This window comes from Pseudoalteromonas sp. G5_S1_54_S4 (assembly GCF_054968565.1).
In genome coordinates this window covers 1-24,784 of the sequence record NZ_JBQKUL010000022.1, presented here as the reverse complement: position 1 = coordinate 24,784, position 24,784 = coordinate 1, and the positions used below count along the sequence as shown (strand labels likewise).

At 40.5% G+C, this 24,784-nt stretch carries 25 protein-coding genes; 9 read left to right on the top strand and 16 right to left on the bottom strand.

Annotated elements, in window-relative coordinates:
- Positions 1-254: 254 nt before the first annotated feature.
- The 5 genes from ACTRWE_RS10035 to fur all read left to right on the top strand — a co-directional run bounded on the left by ACTRWE_RS10035 (position 255) and on the right by fur (position 2,787).
- Positions 255-1,022, top strand: coding sequence for an alpha/beta fold hydrolase (locus ACTRWE_RS10035; RefSeq protein ID WP_462879934.1), 768 nt, complete (start codon positions 255-257; stop codon positions 1,020-1,022).
- Positions 1,023-1,117: 95 nt separating this feature from the next.
- Complete coding sequence (locus ACTRWE_RS10030) at positions 1,118-1,339, top strand: DUF2788 domain-containing protein (RefSeq protein ID WP_008113777.1); 222 nt, start codon at positions 1,118-1,120, stop codon at positions 1,337-1,339.
- 2 nt (positions 1,340-1,341) lie between these two features.
- Positions 1,342-1,620, top strand: coding sequence for a LexA regulated protein (ybfE, locus tag ACTRWE_RS10025; RefSeq protein WP_008113775.1), 279 nt, complete (start codon positions 1,342-1,344; stop codon positions 1,618-1,620).
- A 13-nt stretch (positions 1,621-1,633) separates the two neighbouring features.
- Positions 1,634-2,161 (top strand): flavodoxin FldA, encoded by a 528-nt coding sequence (gene fldA, locus ACTRWE_RS10020; protein WP_008113772.1) that lies wholly within the window; start codon positions 1,634-1,636, stop codon positions 2,159-2,161.
- 182 nt (positions 2,162-2,343) lie between these two features.
- Positions 2,344-2,787, top strand: a complete 444-nt coding sequence (fur, locus tag ACTRWE_RS10015; RefSeq protein ID WP_010390113.1) for a ferric iron uptake transcriptional regulator — start codon at positions 2,344-2,346, stop codon at positions 2,785-2,787.
- A gap of 65 nt (positions 2,788-2,852) precedes the next feature.
- Here fur and glnS read toward each other — a convergent pair whose 3' ends face one another.
- The gene (gene glnS, locus ACTRWE_RS10010) at positions 2,853-4,517 is read right to left on the bottom strand and encodes a glutamine--tRNA ligase (protein ID WP_462879933.1); all 1,665 of its coding nucleotides are present in this window, start codon (positions 4,515-4,517) and stop codon (positions 2,853-2,855) included.
- Positions 4,518-4,733: 216 nt separating this feature from the next.
- Between glnS and ACTRWE_RS10005 the strand changes: the two genes are divergently transcribed.
- Positions 4,734-5,804, top strand: coding sequence for a DUF3083 family protein (locus tag ACTRWE_RS10005; protein WP_008112101.1), 1,071 nt, complete (start codon positions 4,734-4,736; stop codon positions 5,802-5,804).
- A 78-nt stretch (positions 5,805-5,882) separates the two neighbouring features.
- Here the strand turns inward: ACTRWE_RS10005 and sucD are convergent, their stop codons facing one another.
- From sucD to sdhC, 8 genes are all read right to left on the bottom strand, one after another.
- Positions 5,883-6,755 (bottom strand): succinate--CoA ligase subunit alpha, encoded by an 873-nt coding sequence (gene sucD, locus ACTRWE_RS10000; protein ID WP_024603036.1) that lies wholly within the window; start codon positions 6,753-6,755, stop codon positions 5,883-5,885.
- On the bottom strand, positions 6,755-7,921 hold the full coding sequence (gene sucC / locus ACTRWE_RS09995) for an ADP-forming succinate--CoA ligase subunit beta (RefSeq protein WP_008464053.1): 1,167 nt from the start codon (positions 7,919-7,921) through the stop codon (positions 6,755-6,757). Before sucC ends, sucD begins: the two co-directional genes overlap by 1 nt.
- Before the next feature lie 176 nt (positions 7,922-8,097).
- Positions 8,098-9,615 (bottom strand): 2-oxoglutarate dehydrogenase complex dihydrolipoyllysine-residue succinyltransferase, encoded by a 1,518-nt coding sequence (gene odhB, locus ACTRWE_RS09990; RefSeq protein WP_138686938.1) that lies wholly within the window; start codon positions 9,613-9,615, stop codon positions 8,098-8,100.
- Between the two features lie 3 nt (positions 9,616-9,618).
- The gene (sucA, locus tag ACTRWE_RS09985; protein WP_064662497.1) at positions 9,619-12,438 is read right to left on the bottom strand and encodes a 2-oxoglutarate dehydrogenase E1 component; all 2,820 of its coding nucleotides are present in this window, start codon (positions 12,436-12,438) and stop codon (positions 9,619-9,621) included.
- A gap of 87 nt (positions 12,439-12,525) precedes the next feature.
- Positions 12,526-13,242 carry a succinate dehydrogenase iron-sulfur subunit gene (locus ACTRWE_RS09980; RefSeq protein ID WP_008112091.1) on the bottom strand — a complete coding sequence of 239 codons (717 nt, stop codon included), beginning with the start codon at positions 13,240-13,242 and terminating at the stop codon, positions 12,526-12,528.
- Between the two features lie 10 nt (positions 13,243-13,252).
- On the bottom strand, positions 13,253-15,025 hold the full coding sequence (gene sdhA / locus ACTRWE_RS09975; RefSeq protein WP_013465011.1) for a succinate dehydrogenase flavoprotein subunit: 1,773 nt from the start codon (positions 15,023-15,025) through the stop codon (positions 13,253-13,255).
- On the bottom strand, positions 15,026-15,373 hold the full coding sequence (sdhD, locus tag ACTRWE_RS09970) for a succinate dehydrogenase, hydrophobic membrane anchor protein (RefSeq protein WP_013465012.1): 348 nt from the start codon (positions 15,371-15,373) through the stop codon (positions 15,026-15,028).
- Positions 15,364-15,741, bottom strand: a complete 378-nt coding sequence (sdhC, locus tag ACTRWE_RS09965) for a succinate dehydrogenase, cytochrome b556 subunit (protein WP_076916082.1) — start codon at positions 15,739-15,741, stop codon at positions 15,364-15,366. Before sdhC ends, sdhD begins: the two co-directional genes overlap by 10 nt.
- A gap of 406 nt (positions 15,742-16,147) precedes the next feature.
- Here sdhC and ACTRWE_RS09960 point away from each other — a divergent pair, with 406 nt between their 5' ends.
- The 3 genes from ACTRWE_RS09960 to ACTRWE_RS09950 all read left to right on the top strand — a co-directional run bounded on the left by ACTRWE_RS09960 (position 16,148) and on the right by ACTRWE_RS09950 (position 19,201).
- Positions 16,148-17,434: a citrate synthase gene (locus ACTRWE_RS09960; protein ID WP_013465014.1), complete on the top strand. Its 1,287-nt coding sequence runs from the start codon at positions 16,148-16,150 to the stop codon at positions 17,432-17,434.
- A gap of 111 nt (positions 17,435-17,545) precedes the next feature.
- The gene (locus ACTRWE_RS09955) at positions 17,546-18,772 is read left to right on the top strand and encodes an aminotransferase class V-fold PLP-dependent enzyme (RefSeq protein ID WP_013465015.1); all 1,227 of its coding nucleotides are present in this window, start codon (positions 17,546-17,548) and stop codon (positions 18,770-18,772) included.
- Positions 18,773-18,784: 12 nt separating this feature from the next.
- Positions 18,785-19,201: a SufE family protein gene (locus ACTRWE_RS09950; RefSeq protein WP_013465016.1), complete on the top strand. Its 417-nt coding sequence runs from the start codon at positions 18,785-18,787 to the stop codon at positions 19,199-19,201.
- Between the two features lie 36 nt (positions 19,202-19,237).
- Here the strand turns inward: ACTRWE_RS09950 and tcdA are convergent, their stop codons facing one another.
- The 7 genes from tcdA to ACTRWE_RS09915 all read right to left on the bottom strand — a co-directional run.
- The gene (gene tcdA, locus ACTRWE_RS09945) at positions 19,238-20,035 is read right to left on the bottom strand and encodes a tRNA cyclic N6-threonylcarbamoyladenosine(37) synthase TcdA (protein WP_013465017.1); all 798 of its coding nucleotides are present in this window, start codon (positions 20,033-20,035) and stop codon (positions 19,238-19,240) included.
- Positions 20,036-20,716 carry a TIGR01621 family pseudouridine synthase gene (locus ACTRWE_RS09940; RefSeq protein ID WP_016900375.1) on the bottom strand — a complete coding sequence of 227 codons (681 nt, stop codon included), beginning with the start codon at positions 20,714-20,716 and terminating at the stop codon, positions 20,036-20,038. It abuts the gene before it with no gap.
- Positions 20,709-21,473, bottom strand: a complete 765-nt coding sequence (kdsB, locus tag ACTRWE_RS09935; RefSeq protein ID WP_013465019.1) for a 3-deoxy-manno-octulosonate cytidylyltransferase — start codon at positions 21,471-21,473, stop codon at positions 20,709-20,711. The genes ACTRWE_RS09940 and kdsB overlap by 8 nt, the downstream gene beginning before the upstream one ends.
- Complete coding sequence (locus tag ACTRWE_RS09930) at positions 21,461-21,658, bottom strand: Trm112 family protein (RefSeq protein WP_008112074.1); 198 nt, start codon at positions 21,656-21,658, stop codon at positions 21,461-21,463. The genes kdsB and ACTRWE_RS09930 overlap by 13 nt, the downstream gene beginning before the upstream one ends.
- On the bottom strand, positions 21,648-22,628 hold the full coding sequence (gene lpxK / locus ACTRWE_RS09925; RefSeq protein ID WP_013465020.1) for a tetraacyldisaccharide 4'-kinase: 981 nt from the start codon (positions 22,626-22,628) through the stop codon (positions 21,648-21,650). The genes ACTRWE_RS09930 and lpxK overlap by 11 nt, the downstream gene beginning before the upstream one ends.
- Positions 22,625-24,370 carry a lipid A export permease/ATP-binding protein MsbA gene (gene msbA / locus ACTRWE_RS09920; protein ID WP_350653633.1) on the bottom strand — a complete coding sequence of 582 codons (1,746 nt, stop codon included), beginning with the start codon at positions 24,368-24,370 and terminating at the stop codon, positions 22,625-22,627. Before msbA ends, lpxK begins: the two co-directional genes overlap by 4 nt.
- A 60-nt stretch (positions 24,371-24,430) precedes the next feature.
- Positions 24,431-24,784: ComEC/Rec2 family competence protein (locus ACTRWE_RS09915; protein WP_462879932.1), on the bottom strand; the 354-nt coding region annotated here is incomplete at its 5' end.

Sequence of the window (24,784 nt, the reverse complement as noted above, 5' to 3'; positions counted from 1 at the left end):
AAGATGCGAGCGTCGTTGGAATTAAAAGCGATATTAGGCAAGACAATATTGCAAATAATAGTCGTTCTATTATTAAAAGCTATGACGAGTATAAATCGCTTTTAAACCCTCACTGCCTTAACATAACTATAATTAATAATGACCAAATAATCAGAGAGCTAGGTATTTTGCATCCAGCGTTTAAATAATATCTGTATTTTTTGCTTTTTTAGTTAATGCTCGGCAAACTATGCGCAAAATTATGGGAGACGTTTATGCAATTAAATTACAAACAAATTGGTCAAGGTCCTGATGTTGTTTTGATCCATGGACTGTTTGGCTCATTAGAAAACCTTAATGTGATTGCAAAACCATTAAGTGAACACTTTTGCGTAACCAATGTTGATTTACGTAATCATGGCCTTTCGCCCCACAGCGATGAAATGAATTATACTGCAATGGCTAATGATGTTGTTGAATTAATGACGAAATTGAAAATACAAAAAGCCCACCTTGTAGGGCATTCCATGGGCGGTAAAGTGGCAATGCAAGTTGCATTAACCCATAGCGAATTAGTCAATAAATTAGTGGTACTTGATATCGCCCCAGTTAGCTACCCGGCTCGTCATACCCAAATCATTGAGGCATTAAATGCAGTAAAAAATGCCGATATTGGTGATAGAAAGCAAGCTGATTTATTAATGCAACCGTATATAGAAGAGTTAGGTGTACGTCAATTTTTACTAAAGAGTTTATATAAAAATGATGCAGGGAAATTTGTATGGCGATTCAATTTATCAGTGCTTGATAATAAATATTCAACAATTACCGACAACATTAATGCAAATAATTCTTGTTTATGCGAAACTCTGTTTATTAAAGGTAATGACTCTGACTACATATTAGCTGAGCACCGTGAAGCAATTAATTCGCTGTTTAAAAATGTAAGTGCAAAAATCATCCATGGTGCGGGTCATTGGTTGCATGCCCAAAAACCACAGGCTGTAAACAAAGCAATCAATGATTTTTTAACTGAAGTTTAATGTTATTTTTGTGGCGTGTTTTTGATTTATCACACTAAATAATTAAAGATTTATGTGCTATAGTACGCGCCGTTTAATTTAAAGGTTATACGTCGATGGTCAGTCAGTTTATTAACGAATTTGATACCTTAGGGTTGTATTTTGGCTTAGCAGGTATTTTTATTTTTATCGGCTTGGCAATTAAAGACGTACTGAAAAGCGGCAATGTGCCTAAATTTGGTCGTTATATTGTGTGGCTGGTACTTTTTTTAGGTTGCTCTGGCTTTATTGCCAAAGGACTTATTCAGGTATTTTGGCAAGGTGCGGGTGTAGGTTAAGCATGGCCAAGTCAGAAACAGATAGAACAACACTTGATTTATTTGAATACGAGAAACGTCCAGGTAGGCCGAAAACCAATCCCCTTCCACGGGATATGCAGTTAAAGGTCAATAAACGTAATCAAATAAAAAGAGATAAAGCACGTGGCTTAAAGCGTGTTGAATTTAAAGTTTCGTCACAGCTGTATCAGGCTTTGAGTGATATGGCAGATGCACAAAATATTAGCCGTAGTGCGTTGATCGAAACAATTTTACAAGAAAGATTGGCTATTGATAGATAAAAGGTTTAAATCCATGGCAAGTGTAGGCATTTTTTTCGGAAGTGATACAGGTAACACAGAACACGTAGCAAAAATGATCCAAAAAGAATTGGGTAAAAAGCTCGTTGCTGTGCATGACATTGCAAAAAGCTCTAAAGAAGAGATTGCTGAATTTGATCTGATCTTATTCGGTATTCCAACTTGGTACTATGGCGAAGCGCAGTGTGATTGGGATGACTTTTTTCCTGAGCTTGAAGAAGTAAGCTTTGAAGGTAAGCTAGTAGCTATTTTTGGCTGTGGCGACCAAGAAGACTATGCAGAATACTTCTTAGACGCTATGGGTATGATCAACGATATCGTAACAGAGCGTGGTGCTATTGTTGTTGGACATTGGCCAACAGACAGCTATGATTTTGAAGCATCAAAAGGTATGGCTGATGACAAGCACTTTGTAGGCTTAGGTATTGATGAAGACCGTCAGCCGGAACTAACAGAGCAACGCGTTAAACAATGGTGTGCTCAAGTATATGATGAAATGTGCTTAAGTGAGTTAGCAGATTAATCCCCCCTTTTTTATGCTAACTGTTTAAAATATTATCAAACAGTTAGCATTTTCCGCGTTAATATTGATATAGATCAATTGTTCTTTGCACTTCCTGCAAAGGCACGTTATCCTAACTGTTATTGTGACGAGTACATCTTGCAAGATGTCTAGTATAACTAAATAAAATTGAGACAGATTTAATGACTGATCATAACTTGGAACTTAAAAAAGCCGGGCTAAAGGTAACTTTACCGCGTATTAAAATTTTAGAGATTCTTCAATCTCCAGATAACCAACACATAAGCGCTGAAGATGTTTACAAGGTTTTATTGGATCTAGGCGAAGAAATTGGTCTTGCGACTGTTTACCGTGTTTTAAATCAATTTGATGATGCGGGTATTGTTAGCCGTCATCATTTTGAAGGTGGCAAGTCTGTATTTGAACTTTCTGGCAGTACTCACCATGACCATTTAGTGTGTTTAAAGTGTGGCAAGGTTGTTGAGTTTGAAGATGACTTAATTGAACGTCGTCAACTCGAGATTGCTGAAGAAAACGGTATTAAGCTAACTAACCACTCTCTTTACCTATACGGTGAGTGTGAAGATAAAGACGCATGTAAGGCGTTTGCACAAAACAACAGTTAATTTTTATTGATTGCATAAAAAAACCTGCTAAAAGCAGGTTTTTTTGTGTCTAAAATAGAACAGAATTACTTCTGATCTATTTTAGCCCATGAGTCGCGCAGACCCACAGTTTGATTAAATACCACATTCTCAGATTTACTATCACGAGAGAAGTAACCAGTACGCTCAAACTGGAAACCTTGCGCAGGCTGTGAATTTTCCAGTGAAGGTTCTAGTTTTGCATTATTAATAACAACTAACGACTCTGGGTTTAATGTGCTTTCAAAATCTTCTGCTGCAGCAGGATTAGGCACACTGAATAAACGGTCATATAAACGTACTTCCGCCGTCACTGACTCAGGTGCTGACACCCAATGAATCACCCCTTTTACCTTACGCCCATCGCTTGGGTTTTTACCCAATGTTTCAGGATCGTAAGTACAGTAAATAGTGGTAATTTCACCGTTATCATCTTTTTCAACACGATCTGCTTTAATTACATAAGCGCCACGTAAGCGTACTTCTTTATCAAGTACTAAACGTTTGAACTTATTGTTTGCTTCTTCGCGGAAATCTTCACGTTCAATAAAAATTTCACGGGTAAAAGGCACATCACGACGACCCATTTCTTCTTTATTTGGGTGATTAGCAACAGACAATGTTTCAACAGTGTCGGCTTGATAATTCTCAATCACGATTTTAACCGGATCAAGTACAGCCATCGCACGCGGTGCATTTTCGTTTAAATCATCACGGATACACGCTTCAAGCATACCCATTTCAACCATATTTTCTTGTTTAGTAATACCAATACGTAAACAAAACTCACGAATTGAAGCCGGTGTATAACCTCGACGACGAAGACCCGCAATCGTTGGCATACGCGGGTCATCCCACCCTTCTACCTTGTTATTTACCACTAAGTCATTAAGCTTACGCTTTGACATAATTGTGTATTCAAGGTTTAACCGTGAAAATTCAATTTGCTGTGGGTGGCATTCAAGGCTGATATTATCAAGAACCCAGTCGTAAAGACGACGGTTATCTTGGAATTCTAAGGTACATAATGAATGTGTTATACCTTCTAGCGCATCAGAAATACAATGCGTGAAGTCGTACATTGGGTAAATGCACCATTTATCAGCTGTTTGGTGATGATGTGCAAAACGAACGCGGTAAATAATTGGATCGCGCAGCACCATAAATGAGCTGGCCATATCAATTTTAGCACGTAGAACACATTCACCTTCTTTAAATTCACCATTGCGCATCTTTTCAAATAATGCGAGGTTTTCTTCAACCGAGGTATCGCGATAAGGGCTATTCTTACCTGGCTCTTTTAATGTGCCACGGTATTCACGCGCTTGATCGGCAGTTAAAAAACACACATACGCTAAACCTTTTTCAATTAACTCAACTGCATAGCCGTAAAGCACATCAAAATAGTTTGACGAATATTTAATCTCACCATCCCAATTAAACCCTAACCACTGTACGTCTTCTTTAATTGAATTAACATAGTTAATATCTTCTTTTTCTGGGTTTGTATCGTCAAAACGAAGGTTACATAAACCGTTATAGTCTTTGGCGATACCAAAATTTAGGCAAATTGATTTTGCATGGCCAATATGTAAAAAGCCATTTGGTTCTGGTGGAAAACGGGTATGCGTTGTGGCATGTTTTCCACTTGCTAAATCTTCATCAATTCGGGTTCTAATAAAGTTACTTGGGCGATTCTCGATTTCCGCCATAGGAGTATAAACCTCTGTATATTGCGTGATAACAAAACTAATGCATTATTACAAAAACCAAGCGTAACATACAGTAATAGATACGGGTTTATGCTGGTAATTAACAAAGTTTGTTTAATAAGGGATAGTTTATGAACAAAATTTGTTTTAGCGCAATATTTAAGTCATCAAAGCACTTTATAGTACAAAAATAAACCCAACTTACAGGAACGAAAGATGGCTTCATTAAATCAACACCGTGTTTATATACCAAGCAATGCTAGAGCAAACCATTATTTATTAGCTGAAATCACGCCAAACGATGAGTTTTATAAGAGCTTTAGTAATATTAATGCGTGTTATCAGCGTATTGCTCGCCAACTATTTGCCGCTTGTGATGAATATGAACTTCACAATGTGCATTTACTCGCCAATGATAAACTGCCGGTCGTGCGATTTCATGATGAGTCTTATCAACTTGAAACCGATAAGCAAATGTTGTTTTTCTATAATCCTCGTTACCATGAAGCACATAAACTTCATTACACCGAAGATCAGCAAAGCAAAAAGATTCGCTTACTGTTTTTAGCCACTGGGGATGATATTCGCGCTCACTCCGCCCAATTCCATAATAATGTACAAAAAGTTTTGGATCTTTTACAACAGCAATTATTTGTAGAGCAACCAAGCTTTAAATTACGTGATCATCAGCATTTGACCTATGATTTATTCGCTAAAGAAAAAGGCAATAAAGAAAGTTACGGTTATAAATTAAGAAGTTTATATCCTCGTTATCAATCAAGACAATGCGAGATACCAAGCACACACGCAGAAATGACCTATGTCACTTTTTCGATACCGATAACTCGTAATATTAAAACGCAGTTTCAAAGTGAGATTAACAGCCAAACTTATAAGCCGTTTTATAGCCACTTTTCACAGTTATTTAGTCAACTTTGTGAAGATAATAAACTCACCCATGCAGCGATGGTTGCCAATGGGGCAATGCCAATAATTCGTAATAGTGAAGTGGATAGAAATGAGGGAAATGGTGAGTTACAAAAAATTAGTTTTGATATAGAAGATTCAGCGCCACAAATAAAAGTATTTTTTGATGAAAATAAACTCGTAGAGACGCTACATTTTGTGATTGTTGCCGCCGCACATAACAAACATGAAATTGGCTATGGTCGCTTTATGAACCAAGTAGAGAAAACCGTTCATGCATTCTGTGATGAATTAGCTATAAATAAGCAGCGCCAAGATTTATCTCTGAGATTTTTTCAGCATATTAGTTACCCGTTTTAAGATTAAGGCAATACGCTCTAGTCATAGATAACAAAAAGGCTCACAATTGCGAGCCTTTTTTTAAAGAGTAACCGCTGATTACCAGCCTGTTTTTTCTTTAAGTGCTTTACCGATATCAGCCAGTGAACGTACAGTTTTTACGCCCGCAGCTTCTAATGCAGCAAATTTCTCATCAGCAGTACCTTTACCGCCTGCGATGATTGCGCCAGCGTGACCCATACGCTTACCTTCTGGTGCAGTAACACCAGCAATGTAAGAAACAACAGGTTTAGTTACGTTAGCTTTAATGTACTCTGCAGCTTCTTCTTCTGCAGTACCACCAATTTCACCAATCATTACGATTGCTTCAGTTTGGTCGTCTTTTTCGAACATTTCTAAAACGTCGATAAAGTTAGTACCTGGAATTGGGTCACCACCAATACCAACACACGTAGACTGACCAAAACCAGCATCTGTAGTTTGCTTAACCGCTTCGTACGTTAAAGTACCAGAGCGAGAAACAATACCTACTTTACCAGGCTTGTGGATGTGACCAGGCATGATACCAATCTTAGTCTCACCAGGAGTGATAACACCTGGACAGTTAGGACCGATCATACGTGTACCTGTTTGATCTAGTTTAACTTTAACGTCAACCATATCAAGTGTAGGAATACCTTCAGTGATACAAACAATTAGCTCGATGCCCGCATCGATTGCTTCTAAGATTGCATCTTTACAAAAAGGTGCCGGTACGTAGATAACTGATGCAGTTGCGCCAGTTGCTTCTACAGCATCACGTACTGTGTTAAATACTGGAAGACCAAGGTGCGTTTGACCGCCTTTACCTGGGCTTACACCACCAACCATTTGTGTACCGTACTCAAGCGCTTGCTCTGAGTGGAAAGTACCTTGACCACCAGTGAAACCTTGACAGATAACTTTTGTATCTTTATTGATTAATACAGACATTATTTGCCCTCCGCAGCAGCAACAACTTTTTCAGCCGCGTCTGTTAATGATTCAGCAGCAATGATGTTAAGATCAGACTTAGCAAGTACTTCACGGCCTAATTCAGCATTAGTACCTTCTAAACGTACAACTACTGGTACTGTTACACCTACTTCTTTAACTGCGCCAATGATGCCTTCTGCAATCATGTCACAACGAACGATTCCGCCGAAGATGTTAACTAAAACAGCTTTAACGTTGTCATCTGAAAGGATGATTTTGAATGCTTCAGAAACACGTTCTTTAGTCGCGCCGCCACCAACATCTAGGAAGTTAGCTGGCTTGCCACCGTGTAGGTTTACGATGTCCATAGTACCCATTGCTAGGCCTGCACCGTTAACCATACAACCTACGTTACCATCTAGGGCTACGTAGTTAAGCTCGAAGCTTGCTGCGTGAGCTTCACGTGCATCTTCTTGAGATGGATCGTGCATTTCACGGATTTTAGGTTGACGGTAAAGTGCATTACCATCGATACCAATTTTACCATCTAGACAGTGAAGGTTACCTTCATCTGTTATTACTAGTGGGTTGATTTCAAGTAATGCGAAATCGAAATCGTTGAACATGTTGCCAAGACCCATAAAGATCTTAACGAACTGTTTCATTTGTGTTGGGTTAAGACCCAATTTAAAACCAAGCTCACGTGCTTGGTAAGCTTGAGGACCTACTAATGGATCGATCTCAGCTTTGTGGATAAGTTCTGGTGTTTCTTCAGCAACAGTTTCAATTTCAACGCCGCCTTCAGTAGACGCCATGAACACAACTTTACGAGAAGCACGGTCAACAACAGCACCTAGGTACAGTTCGTTAGCGATGTCAGTACAGCTTTCTACTAAAATTTTAGCAACTGGCTGGCCTTTCTCGTCTGTTTGGTAAGTAACTAGGTTTTTACCTAACCAGTTAGCTGCAAACGCTTTAACTTCGTCAATAGTTTTAACTAGCTTTACACCGCCAGCTTTACCACGTCCACCTGCGTGAACCTGAGTTTTAACAACCCACATATCGCCGCCAATCTTTTCAGCAGCTGCTGCAGCTTCTTCAGGTGTATCGCAAGCGAAACCTTGAGAAACTGGTAAACCATATTCGGCAAAAAGTTGTTTTGCCTGATACTCATGCAAATTCATGATGCTTTATCCAATTTTTTATATTAAAAGAGTTGAATATTTATGCAAATAAACAACTATCCCAAATTGCGTGCCTAGTATAGATCTGATGGCGCTACATGAAAACCCCAGTATGACCATAGGCACAAAAAAAAAGCTGTGATTTTAACTCACAGCTTATATTTCATACTACTTAATTAAACATCCAGCAGTAAACGTGTTGGATCTTCAAGTAACTCTTTAATTGTTACTAAGAAGCCAACTGATTCTTTACCATCGATTTGGCGGTGATCGTAAGATAACGCTAAGTACATCATAGGTAAGATTTCAACTTTACCGTTTACAGCCATTGGACGATCTTGGATTTTGTGCATACCCAAAATTGAAGACTGCGGTAAGTTAATAATTGGAGTAGATAGTAACGAACCGAATACACCACCGTTGGTGATAGTGAAGTTACCGCCGGTCATATCGTCAAGCGTTAACTTACCATCACGACCTTTAAGCGCTAGCTCACGAATCCCCTTTTCGATTTCTGCAACAGATAGCTTGTCACAGTCTTTAAGTACAGGTGTTACTAAGCCACGAGGTGTAGAAACAGCAATGCTGATGTCGAAATAGTTGTGGTAAACAATATCATCGCCATCAATTGATGCATTTACATCTGGGAAACGCTTTAACGCTTCAGTCACTGCTTTCACGTAGAAAGACATGAAACCTAAACGGATACCGTGGCGCTTTTCAAATACTTCTTGGTACTGCTTACGAAGATCCATGATTGGCTTCATGTTAACTTCGTTAAATGTAGTTAACATTGCAGTAGAGTTTTTCGCTTCAAGAAGACGATTCGCAATGGTTTTACGTAAACGTGTCATAGGCACACGTTTTTGTGTACGGTCACCGATAGGTGCTGCTGGCGCTGCTTCTGCTTTTGCCGCTGGCGCAGGTGATTTTAAGAATTGATCAACATCTTCTTTAGTCACACGACCATTTTTGCCTGAACCTTTGATTTTTGATGCATCAAGGCCTTTCTCAGCAATTAAACGACGAACTGATGGCGTTAACACATCTGAACTCTCGCTTGAACTTTCTTCTTTGGCTGCTGGTGCGTCCGCTTTAGCGTCAGATTTAGCGGGTGCAGCGCCTGCTTTTACTTTACCAATTACTTGCTCACCAAGAACAGTGTCGCCTTCGTCATGAATGATTTCACCCATAACGCCGTCTTCTTGGGCAACCACTTCAAGTACAACTTTATCTGTTTCAATATCAACCAAGTTTTGGTCGCGTGTTACCGCGTCACCTGGTTGAACATGCCAAGTAGCAATTGTTGCATCTGCAACTGATTCTGGAAGTACAGGTACTTTAATATCCACTTCTTTACCTTCTGATGCTGGTGCTGATTGCGCCGCCGGCGCGTCTTCTGATTTTTCTGATGCTGAGCTATCTTCTTTTGACTCTTTACTTGGTGATGCTTCTTGCGCATCACCAATTAAACCGATCACTTGGTCACCAAGTACCGTAGCACCTTCTTCTTGTGAAATTTCAGTGATCACACCGTCATTTTGTGCAACCACTTCTAAAACCACTTTGTCTGTTTCAATATCTACTAAGTTTTGGTCACGGCTTACTTTGTCGCCAACACTTACATGCCATGTAGCAACGGAAGCATCTGCAACCGACTCAGGAAGAACAGGAACTTTAATTTCTGTGCTCATTGCTTATCCTTTCTTTTCTATAGTAAGCGCGTCGGCAACGAGCGCTTGTTGTTCTTTAGTATGTACTGACATATATCCACATGCAGGAGATGCTGACGCCTTACGACCTGCATATTTCAATTTTGCACCTTGAGGAATTGCATCAACAAAGTGATGTTGTGAGCAGTACCAAGCGCCTTGGTTTTGCGGCTCTTCCTGACACCACACAAAATCAGTAACGTGCTGGTAGCGTTCAATAATTGCTTTCATTTCGTCATGTGGGAACGGATAAAGCTGTTCAACACGAACAATTGCAATATTGTCTTGCTCAAGTTTACGACGCTCTTGTAATAGTTCGTAGTAAACTTTGCCGCTACAAAATACAACACGTTCTACTTTCTTAGCATCAATCTCATCAATTTCATCAATGATGTTGTGGAACACACCTTCAGATAACTCTTCAAGTGTCGATGTTGCTAATGGATGACGTAATAACGATTTCGGTGTCATTACAATCAATGGACGACGCAGTGGTCTAACTGATTGACGACGTAACATTGCGTACACTTGTGCCGGTGTTGATGGTACACACACTTGCATGTTGTGATCAGCACAAAGCTGTAAAAAGCGTTCTAGACGAGCCGAGCTGTGCTCTGGACCCTGACCTTCATAGCCATGAGGTAACAAACACGTTAAGCCACATAAGCGACCCCACTTTTGCTCACCTGAACTTAAGAACTGGTCAAATACCACCTGTGCACCATTAGCGAAATCACCAAATTGTGCTTCCCACAATACTAATGAAGTCGGCTCTGCAGTTGCATAACCATATTCAAATGCTAATACCGCTTCTTCAGACAGTACCGAATCAAAAACTTCAAACGTACCTTGGTCTTCACTAAGGTTCTGTAATGGTAAATACGTTGCACCATCTTTTTGACTATGAACAACCGCATGACGGTGGAAGAAGGTACCACGGCCTGAATCTTGTCCAGTTAGACGAATATCAGTGCCTTCAGCTGCAATAGTTGCATACGCTAGAGTTTCTGCCATACCCCAATCAAGTGGTTTTTCGCCAGCAGCCATTGCTTTACGATCATCGTATATTTTTTTAACACGAGATTGTGCTTTGTACTCTTCTGGGTAACTTGCAACTATGTTACCAAGTTCTTTAAGCTTTTCTACCGAAACGCTAGCATCGTAATCAACACTCCATTCATGGCCTACATACTTAGCCCAATCTGAAGAGTGTGATGTTTCTGGCTGTATTTCTTCAACTACACAGTTGCCATCGTCTAAACCATTACGGTAATCATCAGCAAGTGCTTTCACTTCATCTTCTGTGAAAGAACCTTCAGAAATCAGCTGATCCGCGTAGATTAAACGAGGTACTGGGTGTTTTTTAATTTTTTGGTACATAATTGGCTGGGTAGCGTTAGGCTCATCAGCTTCGTTATGACCATGGCGACGGTAACAAACAAGGTCAATCACAACGTCACGTTTAAACTGATTTCTAAAATCAAGCGCGAGTTGCGTTACAAAAGCAACCGCTTCAGGATCGTCAGAGTTTACGTGGAAAATTGGCGATTGAACCATTTTTGCGATATCAGTACAGTAATCAGTTGAGCGTACATCGTCTTTTTTACTTGTTGTAAAACCAACTTGGTTATTAACAACAATACGAATACTACCGCCACAACTAAATGCATTAGTTTGCGATAAGTTAAACGTTTCTTGAACAACACCCTGACCTGCAATTGCTGAGTCGCCGTGGATAGTGATTGGAAGTGCTTTGCTGCCTGTTTTGTCATTAAGACGATCAAGACGTGCACGCACAGAGCCCATAACCACCGGGTTTACGATTTCTAAATGCGACGGGTTAAACGCAAGTGCCATGTGCACGTTGCCACCTTTAGTCGCGAAATCTGATGAATAACCCATGTGATATTTAACATCACCTGAGCTTAACGTTTCTTTGTGCTTGCCAGCAAACTCATCAAAAAGTTCTGATGGATTTTTGCCTAGCACATTAACAAGAACATTTAAGCGACCGCGGTGAGCCATACCAATAACGGCTTCTTTTTGGCCACTTTCACCCGCGCGGTGAATAAGCTCTTTTAACATAGGCACTAACGCATCGCCACCTTCAAGTGAGAAACGCTTAGCACCCGGGAACTTAGCCCCTAAATATTTTTCAAGACCATCAGCCGCCGTTAATCCCTTGAGGATTCGTAGCTTTTCATTTTTATCAAATTTTGGCCTAGACTGAACAGACTCTAAACGCTGTTGTAACCAACGCTTTTCTTCTGTTGATGTGATGTGCATATACTCGGCGCCAATAGAACCACAGTAAGTGGTTTTTAGTGCTTGGTATAACTCACCTAAAGGCATAGTATCGCGGCCAACGGCAAACGATCCTACGTTAAATTCGCGGTCAAAGTCAGCATCCGATAAGTCGTGGTACTCTAGCTCTAAATCTCGTACACGTTCTCGTTGCCAAATACCTAGTGGATCTAGGTTTGCATTTTGGTGTCCACGAAAACGGAAAGCATTAATAAGTTGCAGTACTTTAACCTGTTTAAGGTCGCCACCACTGCCCTCTGCTACCACTACTTCTCTATGCTTGTTTTTAGCAAGCGCCGCAAATTGTGAACGAACTTCTGAATGTTTTACTTCAACATCCACACCATCTACTTTTGGTAACTGTTCGAACACTTCTCGCCATTCTTCTGGCACCGAAGTCGCATCGTCTAAATACGCTTCATAAAGCTCTTCAACATAAGCAACGTTACCGCCGTTTAAATGTGAAGATTCTAGCCATGCCTTCATCACACCTTCGTGCATTTATAAGCCCTTTTTTTTAGCGCAGAAATTAATAGTTATATAACAAGATGGCTAATAAATTATTAGCCATCTTTCGTCTACTAGAAATTAAACCGAGCGGTTTAATAACATAGATTTTATTTGTCCAATTGCTTTGGTCGGATTAAGACCCTTAGGACAAACGCTAACACAGTTCATGATACTGTGGCAACGGAACACACTGAATGCATCGTCTAAGTCAGCTAAACGCTCTTCTGTTGCTGTGTCTCGGCTATCAGCTAAGAAACGGTAAGCATGAAGAAGGCCTGCTGGACCTATAAACTTATCTGGATTCCACCAGAAAGAAGGACACGATGTAGAACAACATGCACATAAAATACACTCGTAAAGCCCATCTAATTTATCACGTTCTTCGATAGATTGAAGACGTTCACCTGCAGCAGGCTCATCATTAATTAGATACGGTTTTACTTTTTCGTATTGAGTGTAGAACTGACTCATGTCAATAACAAGGTCTCGAACAACAGGAAGTCCAGGTAATGGACGCACTACGATTTTACCTTTGCCATTTTTTTGCAGCGTAGATAAAGGAGTAATACATGCTAAACCGTTCTTACCATTCATGTTTACGCCGTCTGAACCACACACGCCTTCACGGCATGAACGACGAAACGATAGTGTAGGATCTTGCTCTTTTAATAGTAAAAGTGCATCCAATACCATCATGTCTTGGCCTTCCTCAGTTTGCAAAGTGTAATCTTGCATACGAGGTGCGTTATCAACATCCGGATTGTAACGATAAACTGAAAATTGTACTTGTGCCATCGTCTCGCTCCTAGTAGGTACGTGCTTTAGGTGGGAAAGCTTCACGTGTTTTAGGCTCGTAGTTTACTTTACGCTTGCTCATTTCATCCGTTACCGGATTAAATACTGAGTGACATAACCAGTTTTCGTCATCACGATCTGGGAAGTCAAAGCGAGAGTGTGCGCCACGGCTTTCAGTACGGAAGTTTGCAGCTACTGCAGTTGAGTAAGCTGTTTCCATTAAGTTGTCTAGTTCTAAACATTCAATACGCATGGTGTTAAAGTCTGATGATTTGTCATCAAGACGCGCGTGCTGTAAACGTTCACGGATTTCTTTAAGTTCAGTAAGACCTGTAGCCATTGAGTCACCTTCACGGAATACCGAGAAGTTAAGCTGCATACATTGTTGTAGGTCTTTCTTGATTTGAACTGGGTCTTCGCCTTGACCAGCTGTTGAGTTTTCCCAACGGTTAAAGCGCGCAAGAGACGCTTCTAGGTCAGACTCTGAAGCTGCTTTAGAAATTTCAACGTCATTTAGGTATTTACCTAAGAAGTTACCTGCTGCACGGCCAAATACAACTAAGTCAAGTAATGAGTTACCACCTAAGCGGTTAGCACCATGTACAGATACACAGGCAATCTCACCAACAGCAAATAAACCTTGTACTACTTTTTCGTTGCCAGCAGCATCGATATTAAGTACTTGACCATTTACGTTTGTTGGCACACCACCCATCATGTAGTGACATGTTGGGATAACTGGAATCGGTTCTTTTGCAGGGTCAACGTGAGCAAATGTTTTAGCAAGATCACATACACCTGGAAGACGTAAGTTAAGCGTTTCTTCGCCTAAGTGGTCAAGTTTCAACTTAAGGTGAGGACCCCAAGGACCATCACAACCACGACCTTCACGAATTTCTGTCATCATTGAACGAGCAACAACGTCACGAGACGCTAAATCTTTAGCATTTGGTGCATAACGTTCCATGAAGCGTTCGCCATCTTTATTTAAAAGATAACCACCTTCACCACGACAACCTTCAGTTACTAGCGTACCAGCGCCAGCTATACCTGTCGGGTGGAACTGCCACATTTCCATGTCTTGCATAGAAATACCAGCACGTGCAGCCATACCAACACCGTCACCGGTATTGATGTGAGCATTGGTTGTTGATGCGAAAATACGACCTGCACCACCTGTCGCTAACACAACTGCTTTTGATTTGAAGAAAGTGATTTCACCTGTTTCAATTTCAATCGCTGTACAGCCTACTACATCGCCATTATCGTTTTTAACTAAATCAAGTGCATACCATTCTGAGAATACATTGGTTTTGTTTTTAACGTTTTGTTGATAAAGAAGGTGTAATAATGCATGACCCGTACGGTCAGCTGCTGCTGCAGTACGCGCAGCCTGTTCACCACCAAAGTTTTTCGATTGACCACCGAAAGGACGTTGGTAAACACGGCCATTTTCAAAACGCGAAAATGGTAAGCCCATGTTTTCTAATTCAGTAATAGCTTCTGGGCCAGTTTGACACATGTATTCGATAGCGTCTTGGTCACCGATAAAATCGGAACCTTTAACGGTATCATACATATGCCATTCCCAGTTATCTTCATGCGAGTTACCTAACGCTACTGTAATACCGCCTTGAGCAGATACAGTGTGTGAGCGTGTCGGGAAAACTTTAGAGATTAGCGCACATGTTTTGCCAGATTCAGTAATAGCAAGAGCAGCGCGCATACCTGCACCACCGGCACCAATTACTACGGCGTCAAATTCACGAACAGAATATTTCACTTAAACACCCCATAAAACGATTAAACCCACAGCTACGTAAGCAACAGCCATTAGGTTTAGTACAAAGCCTAAAAAAGCACGCAATTTAGCGTTCTTTACATAGTCGGTAAGAACCTGCCAAAGGCCGATACGGGTATGAACCATAATGCAAACTAGGGTGATTAACGTTGCCCCTTTCATTGCTAGGTTTGAGAATAGGCCTGTCCAGGCTTCATATGTGACTTCTGGCATTGCTAAAAAATAGCCAATAATAAAGATTGCATACGCGCTGATTATTAATGCCGTTGTGCGTAAAGATACAAAATCTTGTACGCCATCACGTTTAAGAGTTGCTTGATTTAAGACCATATCCACACCCCTGCCAATACAGCAAACACAACGCCAAGTGCCATCGCAATTTTAGCGCTAGTATTGCCTGATTCAAGTTCTTCCCAATGCCCCATATCCATAATAATGTGACGGATACCACCGATAAGGTGATAACCCAATACAGAAAGGGTGCCCCAAGCTATAAATTTGGCAATGAATCCGTTAAACAGACTCTTGACGAATTCAAAACCTTCAGCTGAAGAAAGAGACTCTGACCAAGCCCAAATGACAAACGTTAAAGCAAAAAATAATGCAACACCGGTGACGCGGTGAAAAATTGAAGCTTTAGCCGTTGCCGGCATAGATATAGTTGTTAGATCTAGATTTACAGGTCTTTGCTTTTTCACAGTTACTTGCCCATCTTGCCCGCAGTGGGGCTCATCTACTTGTTTTTCTAAAACCCACCAAATGTTTCTGGTGGAACTATCAAAATAAACGTATTGATACTAATAAAGTTCACTTTTTATGAAAATTATTATGTAAAAAAAAGTTTACCCAAATACAAATTGGTTAAAAACCTCCGTTAGTATATATAGCCGGAGACTCTTTTACAATTCTTGTTTACTTTGAGTCGTTTGCGAATTAGCCAATGGTATAATATTCAATCTATACCGAATATTTATTATACATATGTGCATAATACTTATAAAAATTGACTTTATACCCCTCTTTCACGTTAAAATGTAAAGATGTGCTTAGAATAGATTTTAGAATATAAAAATCAGAATAGTTATCTTAATAGGAGATACATAGATGGCAGATAAGAAAGCCACAGTCCATATTGATGGGCTAGATCCAATCGAACTTCCAATTTATCAAGGTACTGCTGGCCAAGATGTAATTGACGTACGTACACTCGGCTCACATGGTCACTTTACTTATGACCCAGGTTTCATGTCGACTGGTTCTTGTGAATCTACCATCACTTACATCGATGGTGGCAAGGGTGTTTTATTACACCGTGGTTACCCAATCGAACAGTTAGCAGAAAGCTCTAACTACGTTGAGTTATGCTACTTACTATTAAATGGTGAGTTACCAACTAAAGAGCAATACGATGATTTCGCTACAAAAATCACTCGTAGCACTATGCTAGATGAAAAAATCGCAAACTTCTTCCAAGGTTTCCGTTTTGACGCTCACCCTATGGCGATGCTATGTGGTGTGGTTGGTGCTTTATCTTCTTTCTACCATGAAGATCTGGATATCACTGATGCAGTTCAACGTAAAACAAGCGCTATTAAATTAGTTGCTAAGTTACCAACAATTGCAGCAATGGCGTACAAAACAAACATCGGTCAACCATTTGTATACCCACGCAATGACTTAAGCTATGCAGAAAACTTCTTACACATGATGTTCTCTGTGCCTGCTGAAGAATACAAAGTAAACCCTGTCACAGCTAAAGCAATGGATAAAATCTTCATGCTTCATGCTGACCATGAGCAAAATGCATCAACGTCTACAGTACGTTTAGCAGGTTCTTCTGGTGCTAACCCTTATGCATGTATTGCTGCTGGTATTGCATCACTTTGGGGCCCTGCTCACGGCGGTGCTAACGAAGCATGTTTAAACATGTTAGAAGAAATTGGCTCAGTTGATCGCATTGACGAATACGTAGCAAAAGCAAAAGATAAAGCGGACCCGTTCCGTCTTATGGGCTTTGGACACCGTGTTTACAAAAACTTCGATCCTCGTGCAACAGTAATGCGTCAAACATGTCATGAAGTGTTAGCAGAGCTAAACATTCAAGATCCATTACTTGATATCGCAATGAAACTAGAGCAAATTGCACTTGAAGACCCGTACTTTGTTGAGAAGAAACTTTACCCTAATGTAGATTTCTACTCAGGTATTATCTTAAAAGCAATCGGCATCCCTACCAGCATGTTCACTGTAATCTTTGCAATGGCACGTACTGTAGGTTGGATCTCACACTGGGACGAGATGCTTTCTCAACCTGGCCACAAGATCAGCCGTCCACGTCAGCTTTACACAGGTGAAACACACCGTGATTATAAAGCAACTGACAAGCGCTAAGCATTAAGTTAGTTTAAAAGGCCGCCTCTGCGGCCTTTTTTATTACATGTTACTTGAGAATTATCTTAAACAGATTACAATTCCTGCCCACTTGATTAACTTTATGAGCCTATGTCTGTGTCCTCGTTTGATCCTAAAAAAATCCGTAATGACTTTCCTACTCTAAATCAGACAATCAATGGCTACCCTTTGGTTTATTTAGACTCAGCAGCAACAACACAAAAACCACAATGCGTGATTGACGCTACCACAGAGTTTTACACCTTACAGAATGCAAATGTTCATCGCGGACGTCATACGCTGAGTGAGCAAGCTACAGCGGCTTATGAGCAAGTACGTCAACGCGTTGCCGATTATTTTCAGGTAACCAGTAGCGAAATTGTCTGGACCAAAGGCGCCACTGAAGCGATTAACTTAGTTGCTCATGGTTTAAGAAATACATTAACAGCTGCTGACACTATTTTAATTAGCCCAATCGAACACCACGCTAATATCGTGCCGTGGCAAGAACTGGCAGCGCAAACCGGGGCAACATTAAAAACTTTACCACTTAACGCAGATGCTACATTTGATATAGCACAGTGTTGTGAAGTGATTAAGCGCACCAACCCTGCACTACTGGCTATTACTCACGCCTCTAATGCACTAGGCAATATTACTGATTTAGCCCCCTTAATAGCCTCAGCGAAGGCGGTAGGTGCGCTAACCTTAGTGGATGGCGCACAAGGGGCGCTGCATTTAAGACCGGATTTAAAAAAGCTCGATTGTGATTTTTACGTGTTTTCTGCTCATAAAATGGTGGGGCCAACAGGGCTAGGCGGTTTATATGGCCGTTATACAACCCTAAATGCACTATCGCCTTATCAAACAGGCGGTGAAATGATTGAGAAAGTAACCTTAACGCACAGTACTTATCGTGACGCTCCTGCTAAATTTGAAGCAGGAACGCCAAATATAGCCGGCGTTTTAGGTTTTGGCGCTGCACTTGAGTATTTAATGGCGCTTGATCTGCAAACATTACAGCACTATGAACAGCAGTTGTTTATTTATGCAGCGAACGCATTGAGCAAAATAGACGGTATTATTATCTACAGCAATCTCAAATCGAATATTGGCACACTTTGCTTTAATTATAAAAATGAACATCCTTATGATCTGTCAACTTTACTTGACGGCTATGGTGTTGCTGTACGAAGTGGTCATCATTGTACCCAACCTTTAATGAGTCATTTAGACCTAAATGGCTCACTGAGAGCGAGTTTTGCTTTTTATAATACGACTAAAGATGTAGACCAATTTATTGCCGCACTCAAAGAATGCATTGCTTTATTAGACTAATTTGGATAAATAATGACACACACATATCAACTCGTAACTAAAAGTATTCAAAGCAGTAGTAGCTGGCAACAAAAGTACCGTGAAATTATGTTACTCGGTAAAACGCTGCCACCTTTAGCCAATATATTAAAAACAGATGATGCGTTAGTGCCAGGCTGTGAGAGTAAAGTATGGATGTTTGTCGAGTTTGACCTAACCGAGAATGCACTGGTTGTAATTGGAGACTCTGATACTCGCATAGTAAAAGGATTATTAGCGTTAATTTTAGCCCTGTATAACGGTTTAACACCCGAAGAAGTGTTAGCAGTAAATGCTTATGATGAATTTGAAAAGCTTGGCTTAATCAGTCATTTGAGTGCGTCAAGGGGTAATGGAGTAAAAGCCATGGTTGAAACAATACAAACCATGGCCAAACAAAAAGCGCTTTAAGCGCTTTTTAAATACTATTAAACCAAAACACTTTATCTAAGTATTTAGACGCGCACGCTTGTCTAAGTATTTTCGAACCGCTTTAGCGGCAACAAAAAAACCAAAACTACCGGTGATCATCGTCACTGAGCCAAAGCCATTATTACAATCCATATTCATACTGCCATCTGCATTTTGTTTCGCATGGCACACACTGCCATCACTGCCAGGATAAACAAGCTGCTCTGTTGAATACACACAGTCAATATTAAATTTACGTTTTGGATTAGAGCTGAAATTATACTGCTTACGCAAAATATAGCGCACCTTTGCAAGCAATGGATCTTGAGTCGTTTTTGCCACATCTCCAAATGTAATTTGACTTGGATCAGTTTGCCCACCTGCACCGCCCGTGGTAATTATAGGCATTTTATTACGCTTACAGTGCGCGATTAACGCCGCTTTTTCTTTTACAGCATCTATACAATCTATTAAATAATCAAAACCTTGAATATGTTCTTGAATATTATCAAGGGTAATAAAGTCATCAATAACATTAACTATACACTCAGGGTTGATAAGCTCGCAGCGTGCCTTCATGGCGTCCACTTTTGCTTCCCCAATAGTGCCTGTTAACGCATGAATTTGACGATTAACATTGGTTGCGCATATATCATCTAAATCTATTAGAGTAATTTTGCCCACGCCGGTGCGCGCTAATGCTTCTGCAGTCCAGCTGCCTACGCCACCTATACCAACAACACAGAAATGTGCCTGTTGTAACCATTCAAATTGCTGTTGACCATATAGTCGTTTAATACCACCAAAGCGGATATCAGTTACTTGTTCACTCATTTACCAATCCAATTTCCAAGGCGTTTGCCAAGAATCAAAATCTTGATGTTTAATTAATTGCGCATATTCCACTCCACACTCTGGCAACAGAGTGTGTTGTATTTGTTCCCCAGCCCACTCAAAGTCCAACGCAAATGCATGCAAATAGGTGCGATCAGCGGCACTCCCAGAATAACTAGCATCGCCTAATATAGCGGCACCTATACTCTTTAATGCCACCCTAAGCTGATGGGTTTTTCCCGAATAGGGTTTTAATAGGTAAGCTCTAAAACCGCTTTTAAAGCTAAACGAATAAAAACGTGTAATAGCGGGGTTACTCTGTGAGTTTAATAATTTATACGTGCCACGGCGAGACTTAGCCATATCACCTTTAACCCAGCCTTGCTTTTTTTTAGGCTTAGAATCACTTACAGCTAAATAAAATTTATTAATAGTATGCTCAGTAAACATCTGGGTAAACTTTGCCGCAGCGTCTTTATGCCGCGCTAATATGATCAGCCCTGAAGTCACTTTGTCTAGACGATGAACCGCAAACAATTTTTCGTTTAGTTGTTGCTCAGCAAGAAACACAAAACCAGGGCTTTCTTCTGAATGAAAATTAAGCCCTGCAGGTTTAGTTATAATATAAAAATCATCGTGCGTGTATTGCACCTTTAACACAGGCGTATCTGCTTTATTCACGCGCTTTACTTTGAATATGCGCAACGACTTTAGCTAAATCCTCTGGTGTATCAACCCCAGCATGAGGGGTCACCAGCGTTTGCTCTATTTTAATCGCATAGCCATGGTAAAGCACCCTTAGCTGCTCTAGTGATTCTAAAACTTCTAATGGTGATACCGATAATTGAATATATTGCTTTATAAACCCTGCGCGATACGCGTAAATACCCACATGGCGTTGAAAAGGCGCTAAATTAAGTGGTTGCTGCTCTGCCATCATAGCACTTCTATCAAATGGAATGCTGGCTCTTGAAAAGTACAAAGCATTTTTATTAATATCGCTGACCACTTTAACCGCGTTAGGGTTAAACACCTCATCACGCTCTTCAATGGCAACACTTAGGGTTGCCATAGGCGCGGTTGATTGCGCTAATAATGTAGCCACTTGTGACACGTTATCAGGGGATAATAATGGTTCATCGCCCTGCACATTAACTACGATAGTATCTTCTGATAAATTTAGTAAATCAACGACTTCTGCTAACCGTTCAGTCCCTGATTGATGATCCTCTCGAGTCATCAATACATCATTGGTAAAGTGTTTAGCCGCATCAAATACTTTTTGATGATCGGTGGCAATAACCACTTTACTCGCTCCCGACAAACACGCTTTTTCATAGACATGTTGGATCATTGGCTTGCCACAAATATCAGCAAGTGGCTTACCTGGCAAACGAGTAGAAGCGTAACGCGCAGGAATAACTACTACGAATTCCACTTTTCTACCTCTTCAAGAGACAATTCTCGGGCTTCATTTTCAAGTAATACTGGAATATCATCGCGTACAGGATAAGCAAGCTTTGCAGCTGTACTTATCAGCTCTTGGTTTTCTTTATCAAAGCGCAACTTACCTTTACACACGGGGCAAGCAATAATTTCGAGTAACTTCGTATCAAAGGCCATGATGGATCCCTTTTTCTTTTAATAGTAAATTTAATGTGTTTATTACCGCCGCTGTTGGTTGAGCATCAACAGGCAGGTAATACCAATTAGGCTTTGCAAAATCACGGCATTTAACCGCATCTTTTTCTGTCATTAATACACAGTCATCGCCAAATTGAGCGAAATCATCAGCGCTATAAGCATAATGATCGCGAAAATGATGTGTAGACAGTAATTTAATACCTTGTGCTTGCAGTGAAGCCTCAAAACGACCTGGGTTACCAATAGCACTCACCGCATGCGCAGCCTTTAAAGGCGTCGTTATATCCGTGTTATCGGCAACGCGTTTAATAACCGATGGCTGCAAGCGATAACTAAACTCACCCTCAGAGCCATTTTCAATTACTACGTCTACGCTCTTTAATCGAGAGACGGTTTCGCGCAGTGGCCCTGCGGGCATTAGCAAACCATTACCAAATTTTCTTTCGCTATCAACAATACAACATTCTATGCTGCGTGCCATTTTGTAATGCTGCATGCCATCATCAGAAATGATCACATCAAGCTTAAAGTTTGCGTTGAGCTTTTCTATATTGTGTTGCCTATTAGGGCCAACCACTAATGGGCACTGTAAACGGTTAAATAAAAGCACCGGCTCATCACCAGCCTCTCGTGTAGTCGTTTGTGCAGTAACCAATAACGGGTAATGAGTTGCTTGCCCGCCGTAACCTCGACTAATTAAACCAACGGATAAACCTTGGGCGATTAAGTGATCATGCAGCCATAATACAAATGGGGTTTTACCATTACCGCCAACGCTTATATTACCAACCACAATAACCGGTGTTTTGCTGATAAACGATTTAAAAATGCCAAACTTATAGCAATATCTACGCAGCAAAGAAATACAGCCAAAAATAGCGGACAGTGGTAATAGCAATAACGTAATTAAGCTAAAAGGTTTATACCAGCTTTGCTCTATTTTACTCACCCTTGCTCACCAAACTGCATTTTGCATAACGCAGAATAAGTGCCATCGTTAGCAAGTAAATCTGTATGGGTACCACTTTCAATAACTTGACCACTGTCTATTACATAAATGCGGTCACTATTTTCAATAGTCGATAACCTATGCGCAATTACAATAGACGTTTTGTCTTTCATTAATGTATCGAGGGCATGTTGAATGAGTTTTTCTGATTCAGTATCCAGCGCCGAGGTCGCTTCATCTAAAATTAAAATTGGTGCATCTTTTAATATTGCGCGAGCAATCGCGATACGTTGACGCTGACCACCTGAAAGCATCACCCCATTTTCACCAACCATAGTGTTAAGTTGCTCCGGTAAATCTTTAACAAACTCCCACACATGAGCTTGTTTAGCCACAGCATGAAGCTCTTCCATCGATACATCGCGTTGGAGGCCATAACAAATATTATTTGCAATCGTTTCATTAAAAAGCACCACTTGCTGCGATACTAAAGCAAATTGACGACGTAAATCGGTGAGCTTATATTCATTTAAAGCAATACCATCCAGTAATATTTCACTGGGCGCTTCTAAATCATAATAGCGAGGTAATAAGTTTGATATGGTGGATTTACCCGAGCCTGAGCGGCCAACAAGCGCAATGCTCTCGCCCGCTTTAATAGTCATAGACAAATTATTTAATACCGGCTCGTCTTTGGTTGGGTATTTAAAGGTGACATTTTTTACCTCAATATGACCTTTAACTTTATCAACCGATAAGGTGCCCGTGTCTTTTTCTATTTCTTCATCTAGCACTAAAAATACACTCTGCGCAGCTGAAATACCGCGTTGTAAATCGCTGTTCACATTGGCAAGCTGTTTTAACGGGCGTAGTAACATCATCATCGAAGAAATGAGCACTACAAAATCCCCAGAGCTAATACTGTCTATCATTGAGGGCATAGACACCACCCATAAAATAACGGCCATTGCACTGGCGGCTAAAATTTGAATGATAGAGACACTTAACGCCTTAGTCGCATCCATTTTGATACGTTGCTGGCGATTATGATTATTAATTTTAGAAAATTGATCGATTTCTTGAGTTTGACCACCAAAACCGTGGATCACTTTGTGACCACTGAGCATTTGCTCTGAGCTGCGGGTAACTTGCCCCATCGCAGACTGAATATTTTTAGATATATGACGAAAACGTTTAGATACCACCGCCACAATAATAGCCACTAATGGAATAATAACTAAAAAGATTAACGATAATTGCCAGCTGGTATAAAACATAACTGCAAGTAAAAACACCACAAAAGCGCCTTCACGAACTACAATAAGCAATGCTTTGGTAATCGCTTGCTGTACTTGCTCTGTATCAAAGGTAATTTTTGAAATAAGGTCGCCAGTCGAGTTTTTATCATGAAACGATACTGGCAAATGTAATATATGCTCAAATAGTTCTTGGCGAAGCGCACGCACTACCTGCGAACCAACATAGCTTAAACAGTACGATGACATAAAATTAAATACGCCACGCCCGATCACCAACGCAATAACCACAAATGGCGCATAAGTAAGTACCTGACTATTACGCTCATTTAAACCTTCATCGATAAACGGCTTCATCAGTTGGATGAATAATGCATCCATACCTGAATAACCTATCATTCCAATAATTGCGACGATGGCAACCGACTTATAGGCACCAACGTAAGAAACAAGCCGTTTATAAATTTGTGTAGTACTTTGATCCATAACACTCTCTAAAACCACTGACAGCCTCTATTGTATCCTTAGCAACAGCAAAACAAAACGTCAATCTTTGATAAACCAATAACTTTCCTGCGCCCTAGCTGTAGTAAGCTCAAGGTGCTTAGCATAAAAATCAACTCTAACTTGTCCTACATCACCGGTGCTATATTGTTTGGCGTTTATTTTATTGTAACGCTCAACTACCGCTTTACTTGGAAATTGCCACTGACCTTGATAGGCACTTGAATGAATCACAATCGTTGGGTTTACTGCCTTAATAAACTCGTCACTCGAGGAGCTGTCACTGCCGTGGTGTGGGCTTATCAAAACGGTACTTTGTAAATCATCTTTCTTTTTAATTAATTGCGACTCTCGCGTTTTTGATATGTCACCGGTAAGTAGCACACTATAGTTTGC

Coding starts and splice junctions, on each gene's coding strand:
- ACTRWE_RS09950 (WP_013465016.1), top strand. CDS start 18,785: ATGACACACACATATCAACTCGTAACTAAAAGTATTCAAAGCAGTAGT.
- ACTRWE_RS10035 (WP_462879934.1), top strand. CDS start 255: ATGCAATTAAATTACAAACAAATTGGTCAAGGTCCTGATGTTGTTTTG.
- glnS (WP_462879933.1), bottom strand. CDS start 4,517: ATGGCGGAAATCGAGAATCGCCCAAGTAACTTTATTAGAACCCGAATT.
- ybfE (WP_008113775.1), top strand. CDS start 1,342: ATGGCCAAGTCAGAAACAGATAGAACAACACTTGATTTATTTGAATAC.
- odhB (WP_138686938.1), bottom strand. CDS start 9,615: ATGAGCACAGAAATTAAAGTTCCTGTTCTTCCTGAGTCGGTTGCAGAT.
- sucA (WP_064662497.1), bottom strand. CDS start 12,438: ATGCACGAAGGTGTGATGAAGGCATGGCTAGAATCTTCACATTTAAAC.
- fur (WP_010390113.1), top strand. CDS start 2,344: ATGACTGATCATAACTTGGAACTTAAAAAAGCCGGGCTAAAGGTAACT.
- ACTRWE_RS10030 (WP_008113777.1), top strand. CDS start 1,118: ATGGTCAGTCAGTTTATTAACGAATTTGATACCTTAGGGTTGTATTTT.
- ACTRWE_RS10005 (WP_008112101.1), top strand. CDS start 4,734: ATGGCTTCATTAAATCAACACCGTGTTTATATACCAAGCAATGCTAGA.
- ACTRWE_RS09930 (WP_008112074.1), bottom strand. CDS start 21,658: ATGGCCTTTGATACGAAGTTACTCGAAATTATTGCTTGCCCCGTGTGT.
- sdhD (WP_013465012.1), bottom strand. CDS start 15,373: ATGGTCTTAAATCAAGCAACTCTTAAACGTGATGGCGTACAAGATTTT.
- ACTRWE_RS09980 (WP_008112091.1), bottom strand. CDS start 13,242: ATGGCACAAGTACAATTTTCAGTTTATCGTTACAATCCGGATGTTGAT.
- sucC (WP_008464053.1), bottom strand. CDS start 7,921: ATGAATTTGCATGAGTATCAGGCAAAACAACTTTTTGCCGAATATGGT.
- ACTRWE_RS09955 (WP_013465015.1), top strand. CDS start 17,546: ATGTCTGTGTCCTCGTTTGATCCTAAAAAAATCCGTAATGACTTTCCT.
- fldA (WP_008113772.1), top strand. CDS start 1,634: ATGGCAAGTGTAGGCATTTTTTTCGGAAGTGATACAGGTAACACAGAA.
- ACTRWE_RS09960 (WP_013465014.1), top strand. CDS start 16,148: ATGGCAGATAAGAAAGCCACAGTCCATATTGATGGGCTAGATCCAATC.
- tcdA (WP_013465017.1), bottom strand. CDS start 20,035: ATGAGTGAACAAGTAACTGATATCCGCTTTGGTGGTATTAAACGACTA.
- msbA (WP_350653633.1), bottom strand. CDS start 24,370: ATGGATCAAAGTACTACACAAATTTATAAACGGCTTGTTTCTTACGTT.
- sucD (WP_024603036.1), bottom strand. CDS start 6,755: ATGTCTGTATTAATCAATAAAGATACAAAAGTTATCTGTCAAGGTTTC.